This is a genomic window from Mycobacterium sp. 012931 (assembly GCF_000419295.1).
Taxonomy (GTDB): Bacteria; Actinomycetota; Actinomycetes; order Mycobacteriales; family Mycobacteriaceae; genus Mycobacterium; species Mycobacterium marinum.
This window is the reverse complement of the sequence record NZ_AOPX01000001.1, coordinates 1,004,338-1,026,035: the sequence shown is the minus strand read 5'-3', so window position 1 is coordinate 1,026,035 and position 21,698 is coordinate 1,004,338. Positions and strand designations below refer to the sequence as shown.

Sequence of the window (21,698 nt, the reverse complement as noted above, 5' to 3'; positions counted from 1 at the left end):
GGAGGTACCACCGGATCGCCACCACCAGGGACGCCGAAGACCCGTTTGCGTGCGGCAGCCGACGCCGGCTTGGCGCAGTCCCAGAAATCTGTCCGAAGCAGCAGCGAAATGAACGAGGAGAAGACGGCCGATGACGCTCAACGTGAAAGGCGAGGGACTCGGTGCACAAATCACAGGGGTCGACCCAAAAAACCTGGACGACATAACCACTGACGAGATCCGTGACATCGTTTATGCGAACAAGCTGGTCATCCTGAAGGACGTCAACCCGTCGCCCGAGGAATTCCTAAAGCTCGGCAAGATCGTCGGACAGATCGTTCCTTACTACGAACCCATGTACCACCACGAGGATCACCCGGAGATCTTTGTCTCCTCCACCGAGGAGGGCCAAGGGGTTCCGAAGACAGGCGCGTTCTGGCACATCGACTACATGTTCATGCCGGAACCGTTCGCGTTTTCCATGGTGTTGCCGCTTGCGGTGCCCGGCCACGACCGCGGAACCTATTTCATCGACCTGGCCAAGGTTTGGCAGTCACTCCCGGCCGCCCAGCAGGCCCCGGCCCGCGGAACCCTCAGCACCCACGATCCCCGGCGGCACATCAAGATCCGCCCGAGCGACGTCTACCGGCCTATCGGAGAAGTCTGGGATGAAATCAGCCGCGCCACTCCCCCGATAAAGTGGCCGACAGTCATCAGGCACCCCAAGACCGGCGAAGAGATTCTCTACATCTGCGCGACGGGCACCACCAAGATCGAGGACAAGGACGGCAACCTGGTTGATCCGGCCGTGCTGGCCGAACTCTTGGCCGCGACCGGACAGCTCGATCCCGAATACAACTCGCCGTTCATCCACACCCAGCACTATGAAGTCGGCGACATCATCTTGTGGGACAACCGAGTTCTCATGCACCGGGCAAAGCACGGGACGGCCTCGGGCACCCTCACGACCTACCGCCTGACCATGCTGGATGGTCTCGAGACGCCGGGCTACCCGGCATGAGCACCACCGATTTGACCTCGCCCGCTCACGCCGCTGTCGAGTCCGCCGGCACCACTGCGATCGCCGAGGATCTGCTCGCCCGGGTTCTCGAGCCCTACTCCTACAAGGGGTGTCGCTACCTGCTCGACGCCCGGTACCACGCCGACGACGATTCGGTGCTGGCCTATGGGAATTTCACGATCAGCGAGTCCGCCTATATCCGCAGCACCGGTCACTTCAATGCGGTTGAACTGATTCTCTGCTTCAACCAACTCGCATACAGCGCCTTCGCGCCCGCCGTTGCCAACGAGGAGATTCCGCAACTGCGGGGCTGGTCGCTGGAGGACTACTTCCAGCATCAACTCGCCAGCATGTTCATCAGGAACTCGTCATCACGTTTCAACCGGCCCATCAACCCCGCGAAATTCTCCGCACGGCTGCAATGCCGAAATCTGCAGTTTGTCCAACGGACGTGGCGCTATCTCCTGGTACCGTGCGCCATCGAGTTTTGGGACGAGGATGGTGGAGCCGCCTCCGGCGAGGTCGAACTGGCGGCCCTGAACATCCCCTAGATCGCTGGAAGGAAAGCGCTTTAGAGCTATGTCCGACTTACCCGCTACCGTGCTGGAACGGATCATCGAGCAGGCTCAGCGGCGGCCCGAGGCGATCGCCTTACGCCGCTGCGATGGCACGAGTGCGCTGCCATATGGCGAGCTGGCCGCCGAAGTGGATCGCTACGCCGGCGCGCTCCGTGCGCAGTCGGCATCGCGAGGATCACGGGTACTGGTTATCTCGGACAATGGACCCGAGACCTACCTAGCGGTGCTGGCCTGCGCGAAGCTTGGTGCCATCGCCGTGATGGCCGACGGCAATCTTCCGCCGGCAACCATCGATCGGTTCTGTCAGATCACCGACCCCGTCGCGGTTCTGATCGCGCCCGGGAGCAAGGTCGGGTCCTCGTCGCTACCCGAAGGCCTCGCCGCGATACCCGCTATCCGGGTCGACATCGGCTCTGGCACCGGGGAGTTCGCCCATTCGCCGGATACGGATCGTCCGGCGACCGAGCCCGGGCTTGGCGCCGACGATCCGCTGGCGATGATCTTCACCAGCGGCACCACCGGCGAACCAAAGGCGGTGCTGCTGGCCAACCGCACCTTCTTCGCCGTACCGGACATCTTGCGCAACGAGGGGCTCAACTGGGTCACCTGGGTCGACGGCGAAACCACCTACTCCCCGCTGCCGGCAACCCACATCGGTGGGTTGTGGTGGATACTTACCTGTTTGATGCGTGGAGGGTTGTGCATCACCGGTGGTGAGAACACCCCTTCGCTGATGCAGATTCTGAACTCCAACGCCGTCAACACCACATGCCTGGTGCCGACCCTGCTTTCGAAACTGGTTTCGGAGTTGAAGTCCGCGGCTACAACGGTTCCATCGCTGCGGCTACTCGGGTACGGCGGTTCGCGGGCGATCGCCGCCGATGTGCGGTTCATCGAAGCCACCGGTGTTCGCACCGCACAGGTCTACGGGCTGAGCGAAACAGGCTGCACAGCTTTATGTTTGCCGACAGACGATGGCTCGATTGCCAAGATCGAGGCGGGCGCGGTGGGCCGCCCCTACCCCGGCGTGGAGGTCTATCTGGCGGCCGACGACGAAGCGGACGGCGCCGGCCCCAACGCCCCGGGCGCCGGCCCTTCCGCGTCATTCGGCACGCTGTGGATCAAGTCGCCGGCAAACATGTTGGGGTATTGGAGCAATCCTCAACGTACCCAAGAGGTCCTGATCGACGGCTGGGTGAACACCGACGATCTGTTGGAGCGCCACGAGGATGGTTTCTTCTACATCAAGGGGCGGTCCTCGGAGATGATCATCTCGGGCGGCGTGAACATCGCCCCCGACGAGGTCGATCGCATTGCGGAGGGCGTTCCGGGCGTCCGCGAGGCCGCTTGCTTCGAGATCCCCGATCCGGAATTCGGGGCGCTGGTGGGCCTGGCCGTGGTAGCTGCCACCGACGTGGACGCGTCAGCGGCCCGCAAACTCAAGCACACGATTGCGGCTCACTATCGCCGCGAGTCCGAATCGGTGGCGCGGCCGTCGACAATCGTGATCGTCAGCGAGATTCCGCGAACACAGTCGGGCAAGGTGATGCGCACGTCGCTGGCGGCGGAGGCGAATCAGGTCCAAACCGGTGGCTGACCCGGTGCGCGAACGGATCCTGCTCGCCGTCTGTGACGTGCTCTACATCGACGAAACGGATCTGATCGACGGCGACGCTACCGATCTCAGGGATCTGGGACTCGACTCCGTCAGGTTCGTGCTGCTGATGAAGCGGCTGGGCGTGGACCGAGAGGCCGAACTGCCATCCCGATTGGCCGAGAACCTCTCGATCGAGGGCTGGGTTTCGGAGCTGTCGCAGTCCGAACTGGAAAGTCCTACGTGACCGCGCCCGAAGTAGGCTGCGCGGAGGCCATTCCGCTAAGCAAATCGCAGCAGAACCTGTACAACGGGGTGCTCCAGGACAACGACCCCGCGCTGTATCTGATCGGCAAGCGCTATCGGTTTCACCCGCTGGCGCTGTCGAATTTTCTTGTCGCGCTGGAAGCATCGGTGCTCAACAACCCCGTTCAGCTGTGCGTTCTGCAGATGGCCGCGACGGGCGCAGACTACCCACAGCTGGTGCCGCGGCTGCAATTCAGCGACCTTGTGCTCGTACGCTCGGCCGCCCAGGGCCAACCGGACGGGCCGGGCGCCGATCTGGAGCACACCTGGTCTTCGGGCATCCTGGACAGGCCGCTCGTGCGCTATACCGTCTCGACCGACGAGGGCGGCAATGTTTGCGGTCTCGACGTTCACACCCACCACATCCTGCTTGACGGCGGGGCGACCGGGATCATTGAGGCCGATCTGGCGCACTTTCTGGCGGCCAGCCTCGAACCCGCCGGGGTAGGCGAAATGCCCACCCTCAGCCAAGGATTGGCCAAGCTGGCGGCCGCGCATCTTCGTGAAACGGCCAAGGTGGCCGAAGCACTACGGCGACAAGCCGACGCCGTGCAGCGCGAGCTCACCGCCGAGGCCGGCCAGGGTGGGGGTGCGCAAGGCGCCAGCGGTACCTCCGGGGCCGCGGCCAAGGGCGTCCTGCAAGAGTCGATCGCCCTCTGCGGCCCAGCCTATGACGCCCTGCGTGCCCTCTCGGAGGCTCAACAAGTACCGCTCAACGTTCTGGTGGCGGCGGCCGCGGTCGCGGTGCAGGCGGGGCTTTGGCAGAGCACCGAGAGCCTGCTGGTGCACGCCGTGGACAACCGGTTCGGCGACCCCGAACTCAATGTCGCCACGTGCCTGGTCAACTCGGTTGCGCACGCCCTCCGATTTCGGCCTTTCGCGTCGGTGCGGGAGGTGGTCCGCGACCTTGACCGCGGCTACGTCAAGGCGGTGCGACGCCGATGGATTCGTGAAGAGCATTACCGCCGAATGTATCTGGCAATCAACCGGACCTCTCATGTGCAGGCCCTGACGCTGAATTTCATCCGCGAATCATGTGCGCCCGGCCTTCGCCCGTTCCTGTCGGAAGCACCCGTTGCGACCGAGATCGGCCCGATCGAGGGCACCACCGTGGCATGCGTGCTCGACGAACAACGGCACACCCTCAACCTGGCGATCTGGGACCGAGCCGATCTGCCCGAGCGCAACACCGGCGCCGGGGTCGCCGCTCGTATCGGCGCGGCGTTGGAATCGATGGCGGCGCTGTGGGATCAGCCGATCGCCATGACCGCCAACGAGTGGTTCGAGGTGGGCGCCGACGGCCTCCCCTGCCGCACCGAGACCGCGGGGCGACCGCGGCCACCGTCGGCACCTGCGTGGTTTGTCGATGCGGCACCGGGCCTGCGCCAGTTTCTGGACCGGCGTCGCCAGGTCTACCCGTGGGTCGGCTGGCTGGTGTGCCATGGGGTGGCGCCCGGTGATGTGCTGGTGTGCGCCGACGACAACACCGATAAGACCGTTGATCTGTTGTTGGCCTGTCACCTCGCGGGGTGCGGCTACAGCATGTGCGAGTCGGTCGACGATCTTTCGTTACGAGCCAAGACAATTGGTGAGCACTGTGAAGGGATTTCGGCGCACCCGGTCGACGTGGCCGCGGTCCGGCTCGGGGCGGTCCCGGATCACGCCCTGCAGGAGCGCATTGACCAGCGCCTTGACCAGGTGGCACGAGATCCCCTGCTGGCCATCAAGGCGGCGTACATCATGCCCACGTCGGGGACGACCGGGCAGCCCAAGCTGGTGCGGATATCGCATGGGTCACTCGCTGCCTTCTGTGCCGCAATCGGCCCCAGCTACGGCTGGAACAGCCAAGACACCATCCTGCAATGCGCGCCCTTGACGGCGGACATCAGCGTTGAGGAAATCTTTGGCGCCGCTGTTTGCGGGGCGGAGTTGGTCCGATCCGCGGCCATGAAGACCGGCGACTTGGGCGGTCTGGCGCGCGATATCCACGCCTTGGGGCCGACGGTCGTCGACCTGCCGACCGCGGTGTGGCACCTGCTGTGCGAGGACGGCGACGCCGTCGACGTCATCGGCCGTTCGCGGCTGCGCCAGATCGTCATCGGCGGCGAATCCATCCGCACCAGCACCGTCGACAAGTGGGTCAACTCCCCCGCCTTGGCACCGATCTCACTTGTCTCCAGCTACGGTCCGACCGAAGCAACGGTGGTCGCCACACACCTTCCCATCGTCTACGACGGCATCGCGGCCGCCGCACACACTCGGCTCAGGGTGGGCCTGCCGATGGTGCCCAATACCGTGTTCATCGCCTTCGGCGAGGTGGTCATCGCCGGGCCCTTGGTCAGCGACGGATATCTCGGGATCGATGACAGCAGCTTCGGTGCCGTGGCCCCCGGCGACGGATCGCAACTGCGCGCGTTTGCCACCGCTGACCGGGTGACCATCGACGAAGAAGGCTTTCCCGTCTTCGCCGGACGCAAAGACACCATCGTCAAAGTCGCCGGCAAGCGGGTCGACACCGCCGCGGTCGCCAGGCGCATCAGCGCTGACCCTACGGTCTGCGATGTCGCCATCGAGCCTCATGACGGCCGTCTGGGGGTGTGGTTCGAAACCGAGCGGACCCGCGAAGCCGCCGAGGACGGTGCGACCGCGGGACGGATCGGGCTCGCCCTGGCAAGCCTGGGAGTGCCCGCGTTCTTTGTTGTCGCCGTGCCGAGTATCCCTCGCAAGCCAAATGGGAAGGTCGATGGCGCAAGGCTGCACACACTGCCGCAACTCGCCGACGCGGTACCAAGGGACGCCGAGGCCGGCGAGAGCGCGGCCGGCCTCGCGCGCGTGTGGAGTTGCCACCTCGGAAGGCCCCTCGCTGCGGACTCATCGCTACTCGGTGCGGGAATCGGCTCATTGGATCTCATCAGGATCCTGCCCGACACTCGCAGGTATCTCGGTCGGCACCTCTCGGTGCTGGAGCTGATCAGTGCCGATACCGCCGCGAACCTGGTTTGCGACCTGGGCTCAAACCCGGCCGCGCCCGCGACCGATGGTTGGCTCGACGCTGAAACGGCCGCCGCGATCGAGCGTGACCTGGTGTCGTTGGGGAGCCAGTGCACCCCGCAGCCGTTGGGTGCCGAGCCGCCGCCGCACGACCGGGCCGCGGCACCAATCGTCGTGCTCGGGGCATCCGGAATTGTCGGCACCGGATTTGCCCGCGCCGTCTTGCAGCGCAAGCAGGCCGGACTAGCCTGTCCGGAAATAGTTTTGGCCAGTAGGTCAAAGCCCCCCGAGCATGGCCCGTGGTCGGCCCTGCGGGATCTCGAAGGGATCCGGATCGAACAACTCGGCGCAGCGTTGGACGCGGCGGACCTCGATGCCCTGATACGCGACACCGGCGCACGGTCCCTGATCAACTGCATCGGCAACACCAACGTGCTGGTGCCCTACCGCGGCCTCCGGGCCGCCAACGTTGAGCTGGTTTCCACGGTTGCGCAGGTGTGCGCACAACGGGATGTGCGGTTGGTGCACCTGTCGACGTTCGTCATCAGTGCTGATGTCACCGCGCCGCGAGTCACCGACCCCCGCATGTCGCCCTATCCATACGCGGCGTCAAAATCACTCGCGGAGTTGATCGTTGCCGCATCATCGCCGGCTCTGGATTTCACCATCGTGCGCCTGCCCCGGGTGCTCGGCGAGGACTACCAGTTGCGCGAGTCCGCCGACATCCTGGTTTCGGTGGTCGATGCCTGTATGGCATTGCGTGCCTTCCCGACCCTGACTTTGACCGAAGAGGTCACTACTGGCCGAGCCGCCGCGCAGGCGATTTTGGGGCTGTTGCCGCAATTCTCGGGCGCCGCCGGGCTGGGTCACGGAATCACCGTCGTGCGCGGCGCGGCGGTGCAATACCGCGAACTTCTCAGCGGCTATGCACTCGATGAAATCGACGCCGCCGAGTGGAAGCACCGGCTGGACCAAAGCGACTGGGCGAGAAGAAATCCGCAACGGTGGTTGGTGGTCGACGCGCGGGTCAGCCTCGGCATGAGGTTGGGTGCGCGCTCCTACTCGCAATACCTGGCCGGTTACCCGAGCATCCCCCTGCAAGTCGGAACCGTCGCCGAGATCGCCGCACCGCCAACGGCGCTGCGGGCCTTGCTGGAGCAAGGGTGCGCACAGCCGCCAAGACCCGCACTGGCCTAGCCCTCCACCCGAGTCCCGGCGATCTAACTCCCGGCGGTGGCCGGGGCACTCTCCACCGGCGCCGGCTCGGTGTCGCTCTGGGCGGCTCGCTGGATGGCTCCGCGGTCAGGTCGTGAGCGCACCCGCAGCGGCCACCAGAACCACCGACCCAACAGCGCAGCAATGGCCGGGGTCATGAACGCCCGCACCACCAAGGTGTCGAACAGCAGCCCCAGACCGATGGTGGTGCCCACCTGTCCGATCATCCGCACGTCACTGACCACCATGGATGCCATGGTGAACGCGAACACCAGCCCGGCGTTGGTCACGACTTTGCCGGTGCCGCCCATGGATCGGATGATGCCGGTATTGATGCCGGCGGGGATTTCCTGTTTGAACCGGGAGACCAGCAACAGGTTGTAGTCCGACCCCACGGCCAGCAGCACGATGACCGACATCGCGATCACCAGCCAGTGCAACGGCATGCCGATGATATGTTGCCACAGCAATACCGACAATCCGAACGAGGCGCCAAGTGAAATCGCGACCGTACCCACGATCACGCCGGCAGCCACCAGCGCGCGGGTGAGGATCAGCATGATGACGAAAATGAGGCAGAGCGAAGCGATTCCGGCAATCAGAAGATCCCATTTCGCGCCCTCGGAGACGTCCTTGAAGATGGCGCCCACCCCGGCCAGGTAGATGGTGGCGTTCTCCAACGGAGTCCCCTTGAGTGACTCCTCGGCCGCGGTGCGGATCTTGTCGATACTGGCGATGCCGCTGGCCGAGGCGGGGTCGCTGCGGTGCAAGATGATGAAGCGAGCCGCGTGCCCGTCCGGCGACAGGAAGCTTCCCATCGCACGTTTGAAGTCCGCGTTCTCGAACACTTCTGGCGGCAGATAGAACGAGTCGTCGTTCTTGGCGGTATCGAACGCCTTGCCCATCGCGTTGGCGTTCTCGCTGAGCTCGGTCATCTGGTCGACCATGCCCGACATGGTGCTGTGCATGGTCAGCATCATGGTCCGGATGTGTTCCATGGATTCGATCATCGGCGGGAACGTCTCGGTCATCTGCGGCATCAGCCGGTCCACGTTCTCGAGGTCACCGACCATCACGTCGAGTTTCTCGTCGATCTGATCCAGACCGTCCAGTGCGTCGAAGAGAGACCGGAATGTCCAGCAGTTCGGGATGTCGTAGCAGTGCTTCTCCCAGTAGAGGTAACTGCGGATCGGACGCCAGAAGTCGTCGAAATCCGCGAGTTTGTCCCGCAGTTCGTTGGTGATCTGCTGCATCTCGATGGTGTCGCCGACCATCCGGTGGGTGTTGTCGGCCAGCTGCGACGACAGTTCGTACATGCGCCTGGTCAGCGCGATCGTCTTGGCCATCTCGTCGGCCTGGGTCAGTAGGTCATTCATCCGCGCGCGCTGGTAGTGCAACGACTGCACCTGACCGGCGTTTTGCATGCTGAGCCGAAACGGGATGGTGGTGTGATCCATGGTTGTTCCGGAAGGCCTGGTGATGGCCTGCACGCGGGAGATGCCCGGAACCCGGAATATGCCCTTGGCCAGCTTGTCCAGCACCAGAAAGTCGGTGGGGTTGCGCATGTCGTGATCCGACTCGATCATCAGGATCTCCGGGTTGATCCGCGCCTGGGAGAAGTGGCGGTCCGCGACCGCGAGGCCCTGATTGGCGGGGATGAAGCTGGGCAGGTAGGCCCGGTCGTTGTAGCTGGGCCGGTAGCCGGGCAGGGTGATCAGACCGACCAGCGCGACGGCGCACGTGACGGCGAGAATGGGCAGCGGCCAGCGCACGATGGCCGTGCCGACCCACCGCCAGCCGCGTACCTGCAGCACCCGTTTGGGGTCGAACGCGCCGAACCGGCCGCCGACGACAAGGACGGCCGGCGCCAACGTCAATGCGACGAGCAGGGCCACCAGCATCCCCACCGAACAGGGGATGCCCAACGTCTGGAAATAGGGCATCCGGGTGAAGCTCAGGCAAAACGTTGCCGCGGAGATGGTCAGACCGGAGCCCAGGATGACATGGGCGGTGCCGCGGTACATGGTGTAGAAGGCCGATTCGCGGTCTTCACCGGCCTGCCGGGCCTCCTGGTAGCGACCGACGATGAATATCCCATAGTCGGTTCCGGCGGCGATCGCCAGTGACGTGAGCAGGCTGACCGCAAAGGTGGAAAGCCCGATCAATCCGCTGTGGCCGAGCAGCGCGACGGCCCCGCGCGCCGCGGTCAGTTCCAGGCCCACCGTGACGAGCAGCAAGAACACCGTGACGGGGGATCGATAGACAAACAGCAGCATGATCAGGATCACCGCGACCGTGGTCAGGGTGATCTTGGCCATGGATCGGTCGCCGCTCTTGTGTAGATCCGCGGCCATGGCCGGCCCACCGGTGACGTAGGCCTTCACCCCGGGTGGGGCCGGGGTGGCGTCAACGATCTTGCGGACCGCCTCGACGGATTCGTTGGCCAGCAGCTCACCTTGCTTGCCGGCCAGGCGCACCTGGACAGTGGCCGCCATGCCGTCGTTGCTCTGGGCGCCCGCCGCCGTCAGCGGATCCCCCCAGAAGTCCTGGATGCTCAGCACATGCTTCTTGTCGGCGCGCAGCTTGCGGATCAGCCCGTCGTAGAACTTGTGGGCATCGTCGCCGAGGGGCTTGTCGCCCTCCAGGATGATCATGGCCACGCTGTCGGTTTCGCCTTCGTTGAAGACGTGGCCGATGCGGTTGAGGGCCACGACCGACGGCGCGTCGGTGGGGCTCAGCGACACCGAACGCTCTTGTCCGACCACTTCCAGTGATGGGACGAACACGCTGAGCAGGACCACCACCGCCAACCAGAACAGGATGATCGGCACCGCGAGGGTGCGGATCATCCTGGCGACAAATGGCCGTTCGGCCGCAGTGGTGCCGGTCTGGCCGGGCACTGACTGTGTGGTACTCACGCGGTCTTCACCCTATCGAAAGTGGGCACCCCGCCCGCACGCTACCGAAGCACAACTCGAGGACAACTCATTGCGCTGCGCTCACTGGCGCTTCATGGCGGGGTGGATGCGGGCCATGATCGAGCCCATCCAATCCGGTGGCGTTACCCGGATCAGTTCGGCCGAGATGCGGTTGGCAAGACCGGGGACGACGACGGCCTTGCCGGCTGCCAAACCGTCGATGCCGGCCTGCGCCACCTGATCGACGGACTTCCACATGATCTTGGGCAAGCTCTCGGTTTCCTGCTGGGTGAACCCGGCTACGTCGCCGAAGCTGGTGTCCACCGGTCCCGGGCTCAGCGCCGTCACCGAAACTCCGCTGCCGTGCAGTTCGCCGCGCAGGCTGTGGGTGTAGGACAACACGAACGCCTTGGCCGCACCGTAGGCCGCCTGCCCGGGCAGGGGGGCGAATCCGGCCACCGACGCCACGTTGAGCACCGCGCCTCGCCCGCGTTCGACCATGGCCGGCAGAAACCGGCTGCACAGGTCGACCACCGCGGCCACATCGACCTCGACCAGGTTGAGTTCCTGTTCGGGAACCGATTTCGCCACCGGACCCAGCGTCGACAGCCCCGCGTTGTTGATCAGGATGTCGGGCACCAGGCCCAGCGCCGCCACCCGGTCGACCAGGCCGGCGCGGTCGCTGCGCACAGACAGATCGGCGGGCAGCGGGTGGGTATCCGAACCCAACCGTCCCGCGAGGGCTTCGAGGCGGTCGGCGCTGCGGGCCACCAACACCACCTGGTAGCCACGCTGGGAAAGGATCCGGGCGAATTCCTCGCCGATGCCCGACGAGGCGCCGGTGACGATGGCGGCGCGGTCTTTTCCTGGTGGTGGGAGAGCCATAGGGTGACCGTACCGGGCCACTGGGCCGGATAGGGAAAGCCGCGGCAACTGGGCCGACTCGGGGCATTTGCCGGCCGGGGTTCCCGGTGGTGGCCCGGTGATCAGTCGCCGGCCGCAGCGGCCTCGGCGTGCCCCGCGAGGCGGTCCAGCGAAGCGCGCAGCTGCACGGTGGTGGTGGCCCGCGCCCGGGGGAACCGCGCCGGGTCGGACAGCTCCGTCCAGTCGTATGTGTGGGTGACCAGGGTGCGGGTACCGCTGATCGGGGTGAGCTCCCAGCGCCAAAGATGACCGGGCGGCGTTTTTCCGAGTTCTGATGGGCGCCAGGCGATCAACCGGGCCTCGGTGAACTCGACGATGTGGTTCTCGCGCACGCTGCCCAGGGTCAGCGTCATGCGGAAGACATCGCCGACCCGGTGTACCCGTTGTCCCGCGGCACAGTGGGCAAGATTGTCGTTGCCGTCCCAGTCGGGCTGGCGAGACGGGTCGGCGATCAGCTCGAATATTTGCGCCGCGCCGGCCGCAATTTCGCGGGTGGCACTCACCACACGTTCGGAGCGGTCGGGCAGCGGGGCGTCGGTATCAACCACCTACCCATCCAAACACTGCGCCGGCTCGGCGCGGGTACCGCGGCTGGCAATCGGTGAGGTGACTTTGGGCCGATCCTGGTGGGGACCTTTGGCCATCGACGAGCCGTTGTTTCGCTGAAATACTGATTGTTACCAGGGCAACCTGGTGGTCTGTCCGAAGTGCAGTAAGCCCATTTTTGGGCGAGGCCCGCAAGGGCCTGCTTGACCCACCGTCAGAAGACGGGGATCTGCCTTCGGGCAGACCTCTTATGTGCGAGCGCCCAGATATACGTCACTGCGACGAGCCGCGGCGTTTCCTGTACATCAGGTATGTGTCGCGACGGGCACCACCCGCGCCGAGCCGCACCCGCGGATGGTTCAGTCCACCACCGACAGCAGGTGCAGCAACATCCGGGCCGAGCTGACCGAAACCTCGTCGACGAACCGATTGAAATCCAGCCCGGAACCGGCGCCGGCGAGGTCGGAGAGCGCGCGGATGACCAGCCAGGGAATGGCAAAGGACTCGCATACTTGAGCCAGCGCACCGCCTTCCATCTCGATGGCCATGCCGGCAAAGTCGTTGTAGAGCTGGTCCCGGGTGCGCGCGGAATGCAGATACTGGTCGCCGGTGAGGATGGTTCCGTAGTTGATCCGCGGTGGGCGGGCTCCGCCCCCGGCGGCGGCCGACAGCGCTGGCAGGGTGAAGTCCTCGAGGCGGTGTTTGACCCGATCCAGCAGTTCCGGGTCCACCCGATAGCCCAGCTGTTCGGTGGGTTTGATGAACGGGACGTGGCCGGGCTGGTAGGGCTGCAGTCCGTCATCGGTGAGCAACCCACAATCATGCTGCACCACGCGATCGGCGATAACGATGTCGCCGATGGACAACGCCGGGTCCAGTCCTCCGGCGACCCCGGTGAAAATCACGGTGTGACAATCGAATCGGTCCGCTAGCAGGGTGGCGACCAGGCCGGCGTTTACTTTGCCCATTCCGGCCGCGGTCAGCACCACCCGCCGATCCCCCAGTTGACCGGCATAGAAACAAATTTGGGCGATCTCCTGTTGATCGGTGGCGACCAGATTGGTGCGCAGATAGGCCAATTCCTGCGGGATCGCGCAGATAACACCTATCGTCACCGTGAACCGTTGCCCTGCAAGTCAATCTCCCATCGCCGGCCAACTCCACCGGTGGCCCAAAAACCTGACCGCGATTGTAGCGACAGGCCAAAGCGGGCTCGGCCGGTCTATCAGGGCAGCGCGGCTACAAAGGTTTCGTTTGTCAGGCCGGCGGCGAGCTCGTCGACGTCGAACGGCCGGTCCAGGCGGGCCCGAAACTTCGCCACATCGACGAGCAGACTTATCTCGTAGGTCTAGCGAGCGAAGAACCGTCCGACAACGGGGTACAGCCGGCGCATCGTGGCCCGGCCCGCGGCGTTGCAGCTTGCCGCGCAGTAGCCGACGTGGGCCAATTCGTCGGTGAGTATCTCGCTGTAGAGGCGCTCGATCCGGGCCGCCACCGCCGGTTCGTCGGCGAACAGTTCGACTCCGGCGCGTCGCAGCTCGTCGAACATGATGCAACCCGCCATCTCGCCCGCGCCCACGATTGGGAATGCGAGTCGATCCGGCAGGAACACGCTCATCTTGACGAACTGGCGCACCAGCAACGGTGGCGCAATCACCTGGAACGGCAGACCAAACATGTCCAGCACGTACGCCAGCAGCCGAGTGTGATAGTGCTCCTCGAGTTCGACGTAGACCCGCTCCGGCGGCAGGTCGGCACCGCTGTTGACTCCGTAGGTTTCGCCCAGGTTCACCCCAAACCGCTCAGCCTGGTTCAGCTTGGCGGTGGCCAGCAAGAACAACATCGCCCGGTCGAGTCCCGGCTCGGGTCGACGCCGCCGCAGGTTGCGCAGGAACACCTGCCGATCGACGCGGCGCGCCGAGCGAATGGGCTCGGCTACTAGCGCTGCAAAGAACTCTTCCCGGGTGGCAAGCCGGCGATGCAACAGGTCCGCCTCGCCGTCGCGTCGGGCCAGATATTCGCGGTAGCCCTCGATACCTGAACTGCTCATCGTGCCTCCATTCCGTGAACAACGGTCGTTACGAAGCGGTTCAGTAACGCGGTCCGCGCGTCCGGCGTCGTCGCGCCGGTGGCCAGCAACGCGAACAAACCGGTCAGGAAGATCACCCCCAGCTCACCCGCGTCGGCATCCGGTGGGACCCGATCCGCCCGCTGCGCCTGCGCGATCGTCTCAATGACGAATTCGGCCAACGGGTGTTCGCCCAGCTGGTCCTCGACCGGCCGGGTTGGGGCAAAGTGCAATCCGAGCATGTCCCGGAACACAAGCGGGCCCAGCCGTCGCTCGACGGCAACCACCTGGTGCGCCAGCGAACTCAATACCGATACCAGGTCGGTGGAATCGGCGGTTGGATCGCGCAGCTTTGCCACAATGGCGAGTTCCTCGGCGCGCTCCAACTCCACCAAGACGTGCTCCTTGGTGGGGAAGTGGAAGTAGAACGTCCCCCGTGCCACCCCGGCCGCCGCGGCGATCGCCGCCACATCCGCGCCGGCTAATCCGCGCCGACCTATCTCGGCGACCGCGGCATCGAATACCCGCGCCCGGCTGCGCAGCCGCTGAGCCTCGCGCACCTTTTGCTGCGGCGAGTGCGGCGCGGTAGTCGACGCGGTCGAGCCCACACCGATACCGTACGAGCATTAACTGACACCTGTCAATGACGGATGTCAGCGAACTGTGGTGCGGGAGCCTCGCCGGAACTTCAGCAGGTAGCCGGGCAGCCGGCGGGCCGGGACCGGCCTCGGCCAGTCGTCGGCGCGAAAGTACGCGTCGGAACCGCCATCCACGAACACCACACTGCCGCAGAGGAAATCCGCAGAGTCGCTGAGCATGAAACATATCCAGTCGGCCATGTGGGTGACCTCGCCGAATCCACCGACCGGGATCGGGAACGACCGGACGGCCTTGGCCTGAGTCGGGTCCGACAGCTGTTCGGCCAGCAGCGGCGTCATGATCGCGCCGGGCGCCAGAGCGTTGAGCCGCACCCCCGATCCGGCCCACTCCGGCAGCACCGCCTGGCGCCGAACCCAATGGCTCACCGCGATTTTCGACGCCGCATACATCAGCGAAGGCGCGGCTCTACCGAACAACCGCACCGCGCGCACCGCCTTGTCGGCATCATGGTCGAGCAGCGCCCGCACGCTGCGCCGCGGCACCATCGGAACAGTCGTCATCGAATTACTTGCGATCACAACTGCTTTGGCCCGTTCGGCGGCAGCTAGAGCGGGCCGCCACGCCTGCAATAGCTCCACCACACCCAGGTAATTGACCTGGGCGATGCGATGCAGCCGGCCCGGGCCCGGACTCGGCCCCAATCCCGCGGCCAGTACCGCGCCATCGAGCCTGCCGTCACAGGCCGCAATGACGTCGCTTGCGGCCCGTAACCGGCCCTGCTGTGTCGACAGATCGGCGACGACGTCGGCGCCATCGAGGTCGACGCCGATCACCCGATGGCCCGCTTCCCGAAGCCGACTCGCGGTCGCATTTCCCATCCCAGACGCCGATCCCGTGATCGCATAGGTCCCCATACCGACCTCCGTTCGTTGCTGAGCGCAGTATGCCTGCTCGCCGGCCCGCAGCGCTGTTAGGTTGCGAGGATGTCCGACGAATGGCCTGGCACCGATTTCGACCGGCTCGAGTCGGTCTACGGGCCGCTGACCGCATCGATCCGTCGCCTCATCGACGTCAGCATCCGCACCCAGGCGGATCCGGCGACGGTCACCGCTTCCATGGCCAAAATCGACAGTGCTGCCGAGGAATTGAGTGACGCGCTGCACCCGGGAGGGTTCGGCGTCCAGCTGACTCCGGAGGGTGAGGCCGTCGCGTGGGGCAATGTTGTGGTGGGTGTGCGCAACCCGGTCGCACCACCGTTGTCGATCCATCACGAACCCGACGGACTGGTGTGGTCGGAGTTCACCTTGGGCGCGGCTTACGAGGGGCCGCCAGGCCATGTGCACGGCGGCGTGTGCTCGATGATCCTCGATCATGTGCTGGGCGCGACGGCCCATCTGCCGCGCCGCCCCGCCTATACCGGGACGCTGACCTTGCGCTACCGGCGCGGCACCGTGCTCGGACGGCCGCTACGCGCCGAGGGCCGCGTTGAACGTATCGAAGGGGTCAAGACGTTCTCGGTCGGCCACATCGCCGACGAAAGCGGCATAACGGTGGACGCCGAGGGGATATTCATCCAGTCCAAGCAGATCCGGGCCTGAGCGTCGCCGCGCCGAGCCGGTCCGTCATGTCACCATGGCGGCGCGCTCCAGGTCCAGCAGCTGCTCACCATGCAGTTCCTCGTCATAGGCCTTGCGCCCACCGCGCAGACCGAACAGCCGCTTGGAGATCAGCAGGTAGAGCACGGCGGCCACATTGATGCTGAAGGTGACCACCCGGGTCATGGTGATCCCCCTGGCCAGGTCGTGGATCTCCAGCGGCAGGAAGACCGAGGTTGCCACCACCGCGAAGTACTCGCCCCAGCGTTTGAGCAGCCACAGGCGCACCCCCTCGACCACCTGCAGGACGGCGTAGGCGGCGAGCATGAAGGTGATCAACGCGAGCGTCGATGGCTTTGCGGCCAGCGCCTTTTCCAGTTCCTGAACGACGAACATCTGATCGACCTTGAACCCGGCGGCGCGAAAGATCGGCAAATCCCGATCAAGGGTTGTCTGAATGGCTCCCCGCGCGCCGCGAAACTCCCATACCGCCCACGCCGCAAGCCCGAGCACCATCGCCCGAAACAGGCGTTCGACCGCCAACGTGCGAATGATGATGGCCTGACGCAGCGCCTTGCCACGCATGATCAACGGCGCGTCTTCCGGATGCCCGCGGCCACGCGGCGCACCGAGCGTGAAGTCACCACAGCGCAGACAGCGCCACACTTCACCCAACTCGGTGTCGGCGCTGAGCCGGTCCGCCAGTGCCCGGTCATCGTGTGCGTAGGTGGCATGACCGGTCACCGAGCAGACCAGCAGCTCCCAGCGATTCACACCATGATCTTCACGCTTGGTCACGAGCCGATCATTCAACGCGTTGCGCGAACCGTGCAAGCGGGCGCGCAGTGGCATTCCCTAGCCACCGACCAGCTTCGAAGTACGCCATGACCGAACGCAAAGATGGACAAGACATTTCCGAGACGGCCTGCGCTACCCGCTCGGCATCGCGTCTCGTCTTTGTCTCCACAGATCTCGTTTGCCCGCAACGTCATTGCCATGCCGTTGGTACAGCGCACGATATGGAAGTGGGTCGCGCGCGGAGGTAGCTGCGGGCGGCGAGATCGGCAGCCGCACCGGCCACCGGGTGTAGGCTCGTGACGACTATGGATGAGCCCCTGCGGTACGAGAAGCTCGACGGCGGTGTCGCTATCGTCACCAACACGGATGCGCCACGGAACCGGATAGGCCTGGCCTACGTTGAGCGGCTCAGCGAGGTGGTAGACGACATTGCCGCCGACGACGAGATCCGGGCCTTCGTCATCACCGCGGACGGTCTGGAGAACTTCTCCGTCGGGATGAACCTCAAGGAACTGCCAACCGGCATCCAGGCGGCGGGCAGCGTCGACGCGTTCTTCGATCGACGCCTCGATCTCATCCAGCGCATCGAGAACATGGGCAAGCCTTCCGTCGCCACGCTGTTCGGCCACTGCCTGGGAGCCGGCCTCGAACTCCCACTGGGCTGCACCTTCCGCCTCGCCGCCGAGGAAGGGGCGTCGATCGGGCTGCCGGAGTTGCACCTGGGTTCGACTCCTGCCTGGGGAGGCTCGGCTCGGTTGGCCAAGACCGTGGGGCGCCAGCATGCCCTCGGCATGGTCTTGCGGGCCAAGACCGTGACCGGGCCGCAGGCACATGCCATCGGTCTCGTCGATGAGGTGTGGCCACTCGACGAGCTGAAGGACCGAGCAACGCAGCTCGCCCTGGAGTTAGCGGGGCAACCCGCTCTTGCCGTGCGGGCCATGCTGGGAGCCTTTCATGACTGCGAGCACCGGACTTTGGACGATCTACTCGCCGCGGAGCGACGGGCCATCTACGCAACCTTGAGTTCCGATGATGCCCGCGAGGGGATGATGGCTTTTCTCGAGAAGCGCCCGCCGGTGTTCAACCGACCCAAACGGCCTCGGTGAGTCCGAAGCCGTTGCGCTGCTCACGCGGGCCAGCACCGTCGCCGTGAGCTCGGGCGGTCAGCCGGGCGCCTGCCAGGTGATCAGCACCCGCCCATAGAGCAAGCGCCGCACTCGGGCCCCGGGCAGCAGTTCCCGAACCAATTCGCGCAACTGTGAAAACGTCACCGGCGGTGGCCATTTGATGGCGGCGGTGTGGTCCCATTTCCGTCTGACTCGATTGGCGACGCCAGTAGCCAGCCACGCGGTGAGGTGCCACAGGACGTTTCGCGGGGACGGTCTGACAAAGGTCACCACCGCCAGCGTTCCGCCGGGCAACACCAGCTCCGCAAGCCGGATCAATGCCCCACGGGTGTCCTCGATGTGGTGCAACGACGCGCTGGCGAGCACCGCGTCGAAGCCGCGATGCGGTAGCTCGCCGGTCATGACGTCGCCGTGCACCCACCGGATGGAGGTGTCGGCGAATCGGTGTTCTGCGCGTCGCAGCACGTCCGCGTCGACGTCCAAAGCGGTGACATCGGGTACCCGGTCAACCAGCCGGGCCGACAGGAAGCCGTCCCCGCACCCGACGTCGAGAGCGGTTTGGGTACCCGGCGCGACGGTGGCAGCCAACAACGCGTCGTAATGAATGTTGATGTTCCACGGTTGTCCCGCCGGCACCTGTCGAAGGTAGCCTCAGCCGCCCTATTGTTGGCCATTGGGGCGGCCCGGGCCGCGTTGCCAGTTCGCGCGGGTTCGGGGAGTAGGTCGGCGGGGCCGAAGAAGATGGGGTAGCTGTGAGCCGGAACGTTCTGACCGTGATCGGGGTCGGCGGCATGGGGCAGGCGATCGCCCGGCGGCTCGGCTCGGGCAAGACGGTGCTGTTGGCCGACAATAACGCCGACACGTTGGCATCGGTAGCCAAATCCCTTGCCGCGGAGGGACATGACGTCAGGAGCCGCGGCGTGGATGTCTGCGCCGCGGAGTCGGTTCACGATCTCGCCCAGTACGCCGCCACCCTCGGTGCCGTCACACAATTGGCGCACACCGCGGGGTTGTCTCCGGCGCAAGCGTCAGCGCAGGCAATCCTGGCCGTCGACCTAGTCGGCGTTGCGCTGGTGCTGCAGGAGTTCGGCGCGGTGATCGCCCCAGGGGGCGCGGGTGTGATCATTGCCAGCATGGCGGGCCATCTGTTGCCGCCGCCCAGCGCCGAACAAGAACACGAGCTCGCCCACCGCCCGCCCGGACAGTTGCTCGAACTGGACTTCGTCGGCAGCATCGTGGAGCCGGCCTTCGCCTATCCGTTCGCTAAGCAGGCCAATAGCATTCGGGTCCGTGCGGCAAGCCGACAATGGGGGCAGCGGGAGGCACGAGTCAATTCGATCAGCCCCGGCATCATCTCGACACCCATGGGACAGCAGGAACTCGCCTCCCCGGTCGGCGATGGGATGCGGGCGATGATCGCCATGTCCGGGACCGGTCGAATCGGAACCCCCGACGACATCGCCGCAGCGGCGGCCTTCCTGCTGGGCCCCGAGGCAACATTCATCACCGGGGCGGATCTCCTGGTCGACGGCGGTGTCGTCGCCGCCATCAGGGCGAACGGCTAGCCGCACGAGCCAGACCGGGCAACCGGTCAGACCGTCATCTGGATGCTAGACCGTGGATGGCGCATCGAAGTTGTGCAGGTTCTGGTTTGTCCCCTCACTCACGGTCACGTAGCCGTTGCCGTCCGGGTGAAAGGTTATCGCTTCGCCCTGCGACTCATCCGGTGTCGGGCCGGCAACCGCCGGCTGCGCCAACGCCATCCAAATGTCTTGGGAAGGATCACGATTCCACAAGTAGACGTGGCCATAGGTGCGCACGGCCAGTTGCGTTCCGTCCGGCGATACATCGGCCCCGGTCACCAAGTAGCTAGAGCCGCTCGGCAATGCCAGCGTGCCCACGTCCTGCAGGGTGGTGGTGCTGCCGCTAGCCAGTCCAGTGGGCGCCGAATAGATCGCGGGATTGCCGCTCGAGGTCTTGTCAATGATGAGCATGCGTCCCGTGCGCGGGTCCACCATGAGCGCCTCCGCGTTGTGTGGGCCGTCGGGATATTTGAGATTGAGCGTGTCCACACCGGTCAGCGTGGTGGTGACGGGGTTGGCGGCGGTGCCGGTGACTATCGGCTCCGGTACCCGATAGACGGCTATTGCGCTGCGGGAGAGCCCATTATCGCCAATGTCGCCCAGGTAGAGGTAGGACTGGCCCGGCACCGGTCCGGGACCGATCGCGATGTCCTCCCAGTCGGATGCCTTCGCACCGCTGAGCGTGTAGGTGCCCAGCGTGGCCCCGCTCTTGGCATCGATGGCGAATACCCGCGCCGTATCCCCGGAATCGTTGTGCACCCAATAGATGTTCGGGTTGGCGACGCCGGACTCGATGCCGGATATCTCGTCGAGTGAGGCATTCGTAATGGGTCCGGCGTTGGACGCCACCAGGTCTCTCCCGGCGGCCGCGTCAACCGCGTTCTGGCCGGCCCCAGAGCCCGGGTCCGGCGGATTCCCGGGGTCACCCGGCGCACCGACATGCGCGCCCTGGGCACCATCGGAACCGGCGTGGCCGTAGAGCCGGCCGCCGTTGCCGGCGGCGCCGCCGGCCCCGGGGTCGACGCCCGACCCGCCGCTGCCCCCGTTTCCCCCGTCACCGATCCATTGGGCCGAGCCACCCGGGCCGCCCGGGCCGCCGGTTCCGCTGGTTCCACCGGAACCGCCCTGCCCGCCCAACCCGCCGTTACCGAACAACAGTCCGCCAGATCCGCCGCGGCCGCCCGCCTGCGCCAACGTCGTGCTCACCCCCGAACCGCCCTGCCCGCCCGCCCCACCGGTGCCGATCAACCCCGCATTACCGCCGTTGCCGCCGACCTGACCGGCGGCGCCGGACCCGCCGTCGCCGCCATTGCCGTACAACAATCCGCCGGGGCCGCCGTCGCGGCCGGTGCCCGGCGCACCATCGGCACCATCGCCAATGAGTTGGCGGCCCGTTAGCGCCTGGCTAGGCACATTGATCACGCCCAGCAGGTCCCGCTCGACGAGCTGTAGCGGCGAAATGCCGGCCTGCTCGGCGGCACCATACGCACCCCCGGCGCCACCCAACGCCTGCACGAATCGAGCGTGAAAGGCGGCCACCTGAACGCTGATCGCCTGGTACTGCCGCCCCTGGCCGGAAAGCAGCGTTGCGATGGCCGCCGAGACCTCATCACCGGCGGCCGCCAGCAGTGCGGTGGTGGAGCCGGCGGCCGCCACGTTGGCCGCACACACCGACGAGCCAACGCCCGCCAGATCGGCCGCGGCACTGGCGAGCAGGTCGGGGATCGCGACCAGATGCGACATCGATGTCCTTCCGCCACGGGACGACCGGTCATATAATCAATCGATTGATTGTAAGAGACGGCCTGGCTTTCAGGACGAGATTGCGAAGCCACTTGGTGGCAAGGTTGTGCTG

Annotated in this window: 17 protein-coding genes and 1 pseudogene; 8 read left to right on the top strand and 10 right to left on the bottom strand. The window is 65.7% G+C overall.

Annotated features, from left to right (window positions below):
• The first annotated feature begins 130 nt into the window (after window positions 1–130).
• From MMSP_RS04540 to MMSP_RS04520, 5 genes are read left to right on the top strand one after another with little or no spacing between them, the layout of a single operon-like run.
• Window positions 131–1,000: a TauD/TfdA family dioxygenase gene (locus MMSP_RS04540; protein WP_012392254.1), complete on the top strand. Its 870-nt coding sequence runs from the start codon at window positions 131–133 to the stop codon at window positions 998–1,000.
• The gene (locus MMSP_RS04535) at window positions 997–1,551 is read left to right on the top strand and encodes an FcoT family thioesterase (RefSeq protein WP_020785662.1); all 555 of its coding nucleotides are present in this window, start codon (window positions 997–999) and stop codon (window positions 1,549–1,551) included. The genes MMSP_RS04540 and MMSP_RS04535 overlap by 4 nt, the downstream gene beginning before the upstream one ends.
• 28 nt (window positions 1,552–1,579) lie before the next feature.
• Window positions 1,580–3,175 carry a fatty acid--CoA ligase FadD10 gene (fadD10, locus tag MMSP_RS04530; RefSeq protein WP_020785661.1) on the top strand — a complete coding sequence of 532 codons (1,596 nt, stop codon included), beginning with the start codon at window positions 1,580–1,582 and terminating at the stop codon, window positions 3,173–3,175.
• A gap of 4 nt (window positions 3,176–3,179) precedes the next feature.
• Window positions 3,180–3,419, top strand: coding sequence for an acyl carrier protein (locus tag MMSP_RS04525; protein WP_020785660.1), 240 nt, complete (start codon window positions 3,180–3,182; stop codon window positions 3,417–3,419).
• The gene (locus MMSP_RS04520) at window positions 3,416–7,666 is read left to right on the top strand and encodes an AMP-binding protein (protein ID WP_020785659.1); all 4,251 of its coding nucleotides are present in this window, start codon (window positions 3,416–3,418) and stop codon (window positions 7,664–7,666) included. The genes MMSP_RS04525 and MMSP_RS04520 overlap by 4 nt, the downstream gene beginning before the upstream one ends.
• Before the next feature lie 23 nt (window positions 7,667–7,689).
• Here MMSP_RS04520 and MMSP_RS04515 read toward each other — a convergent pair whose 3' ends face one another.
• From MMSP_RS04515 to MMSP_RS04485, 7 genes and pseudogenes are all read right to left on the bottom strand, one after another.
• On the bottom strand, window positions 7,690–10,533 hold the full coding sequence (locus tag MMSP_RS04515) for an RND family transporter (RefSeq protein ID WP_051153763.1): 2,844 nt from the start codon (window positions 10,531–10,533) through the stop codon (window positions 7,690–7,692).
• 150 nt (window positions 10,534–10,683) lie between these two features.
• Complete coding sequence (locus tag MMSP_RS04510; RefSeq protein ID WP_012392248.1) at window positions 10,684–11,487, bottom strand: SDR family oxidoreductase; 804 nt, start codon at window positions 11,485–11,487, stop codon at window positions 10,684–10,686.
• A 101-nt stretch (window positions 11,488–11,588) separates the two neighbouring features.
• Window positions 11,589–12,074 carry an SRPBCC family protein gene (locus tag MMSP_RS04505; RefSeq protein WP_011742353.1) on the bottom strand — a complete coding sequence of 162 codons (486 nt, stop codon included), beginning with the start codon at window positions 12,072–12,074 and terminating at the stop codon, window positions 11,589–11,591.
• Window positions 12,075–12,431: 357 nt separating this feature from the next.
• On the bottom strand, window positions 12,432–13,187 hold the full coding sequence (locus MMSP_RS04500) for a 5'-methylthioadenosine/adenosylhomocysteine nucleosidase (RefSeq protein ID WP_020785657.1): 756 nt from the start codon (window positions 13,185–13,187) through the stop codon (window positions 12,432–12,434).
• Between the two features lie 110 nt (window positions 13,188–13,297).
• A pseudogene (locus tag MMSP_RS04495) lies at window positions 13,298–14,122 on the bottom strand (hypothetical protein).
• On the bottom strand, window positions 14,119–14,748 hold the full coding sequence (locus MMSP_RS04490) for a TetR/AcrR family transcriptional regulator (protein WP_020785655.1): 630 nt from the start codon (window positions 14,746–14,748) through the stop codon (window positions 14,119–14,121). Before MMSP_RS04490 ends, MMSP_RS04495 begins: the two are co-directional and overlap by 4 nt.
• A gap of 45 nt (window positions 14,749–14,793) precedes the next feature.
• A complete protein-coding gene (locus MMSP_RS04485; RefSeq protein ID WP_020785654.1) occupies window positions 14,794–15,654 on the bottom strand; it encodes an SDR family oxidoreductase in 861 nt (286 codons plus the stop codon).
• Between the two features lie 69 nt (window positions 15,655–15,723).
• On the opposite strand from MMSP_RS04485, the gene MMSP_RS04480 reads away from it, so the two are divergent.
• The gene (locus MMSP_RS04480) at window positions 15,724–16,338 is read left to right on the top strand and encodes a PaaI family thioesterase (RefSeq protein WP_020785653.1); all 615 of its coding nucleotides are present in this window, start codon (window positions 15,724–15,726) and stop codon (window positions 16,336–16,338) included.
• 24 nt (window positions 16,339–16,362) lie between these two features.
• Here MMSP_RS04480 and MMSP_RS04475 read toward each other — a convergent pair whose 3' ends face one another.
• Window positions 16,363–17,133, bottom strand: a complete 771-nt coding sequence (locus MMSP_RS04475) for a DUF2127 domain-containing protein (RefSeq protein WP_036427086.1) — start codon at window positions 17,131–17,133, stop codon at window positions 16,363–16,365.
• 305 nt (window positions 17,134–17,438) lie between these two features.
• On the opposite strand from MMSP_RS04475, the gene MMSP_RS04470 reads away from it, so the two are divergent.
• Window positions 17,439–18,239 carry an enoyl-CoA hydratase/isomerase family protein gene (locus MMSP_RS04470; protein WP_020785651.1) on the top strand — a complete coding sequence of 267 codons (801 nt, stop codon included), beginning with the start codon at window positions 17,439–17,441 and terminating at the stop codon, window positions 18,237–18,239.
• A gap of 57 nt (window positions 18,240–18,296) precedes the next feature.
• Here MMSP_RS04470 and MMSP_RS04465 read toward each other — a convergent pair whose 3' ends face one another.
• Window positions 18,297–18,896 carry a bifunctional 2-polyprenyl-6-hydroxyphenol methylase/3-demethylubiquinol 3-O-methyltransferase UbiG gene (locus tag MMSP_RS04465; RefSeq protein WP_020785650.1) on the bottom strand — a complete coding sequence of 200 codons (600 nt, stop codon included), beginning with the start codon at window positions 18,894–18,896 and terminating at the stop codon, window positions 18,297–18,299.
• A 116-nt stretch (window positions 18,897–19,012) separates the two neighbouring features.
• Here MMSP_RS04465 and MMSP_RS04460 point away from each other — a divergent pair, with 116 nt between their 5' ends.
• Window positions 19,013–19,825 carry an SDR family oxidoreductase gene (locus MMSP_RS04460; RefSeq protein ID WP_036426166.1) on the top strand — a complete coding sequence of 271 codons (813 nt, stop codon included), beginning with the start codon at window positions 19,013–19,015 and terminating at the stop codon, window positions 19,823–19,825.
• 45 nt (window positions 19,826–19,870) lie between these two features.
• Here the strand turns inward: MMSP_RS04460 and MMSP_RS29290 are convergent, their stop codons facing one another.
• On the bottom strand, window positions 19,871–21,586 hold the full coding sequence (locus MMSP_RS29290; RefSeq protein ID WP_020785648.1) for a PE family protein: 1,716 nt from the start codon (window positions 21,584–21,586) through the stop codon (window positions 19,871–19,873).
• Between the last annotated feature and the right edge of the window lie 112 nt (window positions 21,587–21,698).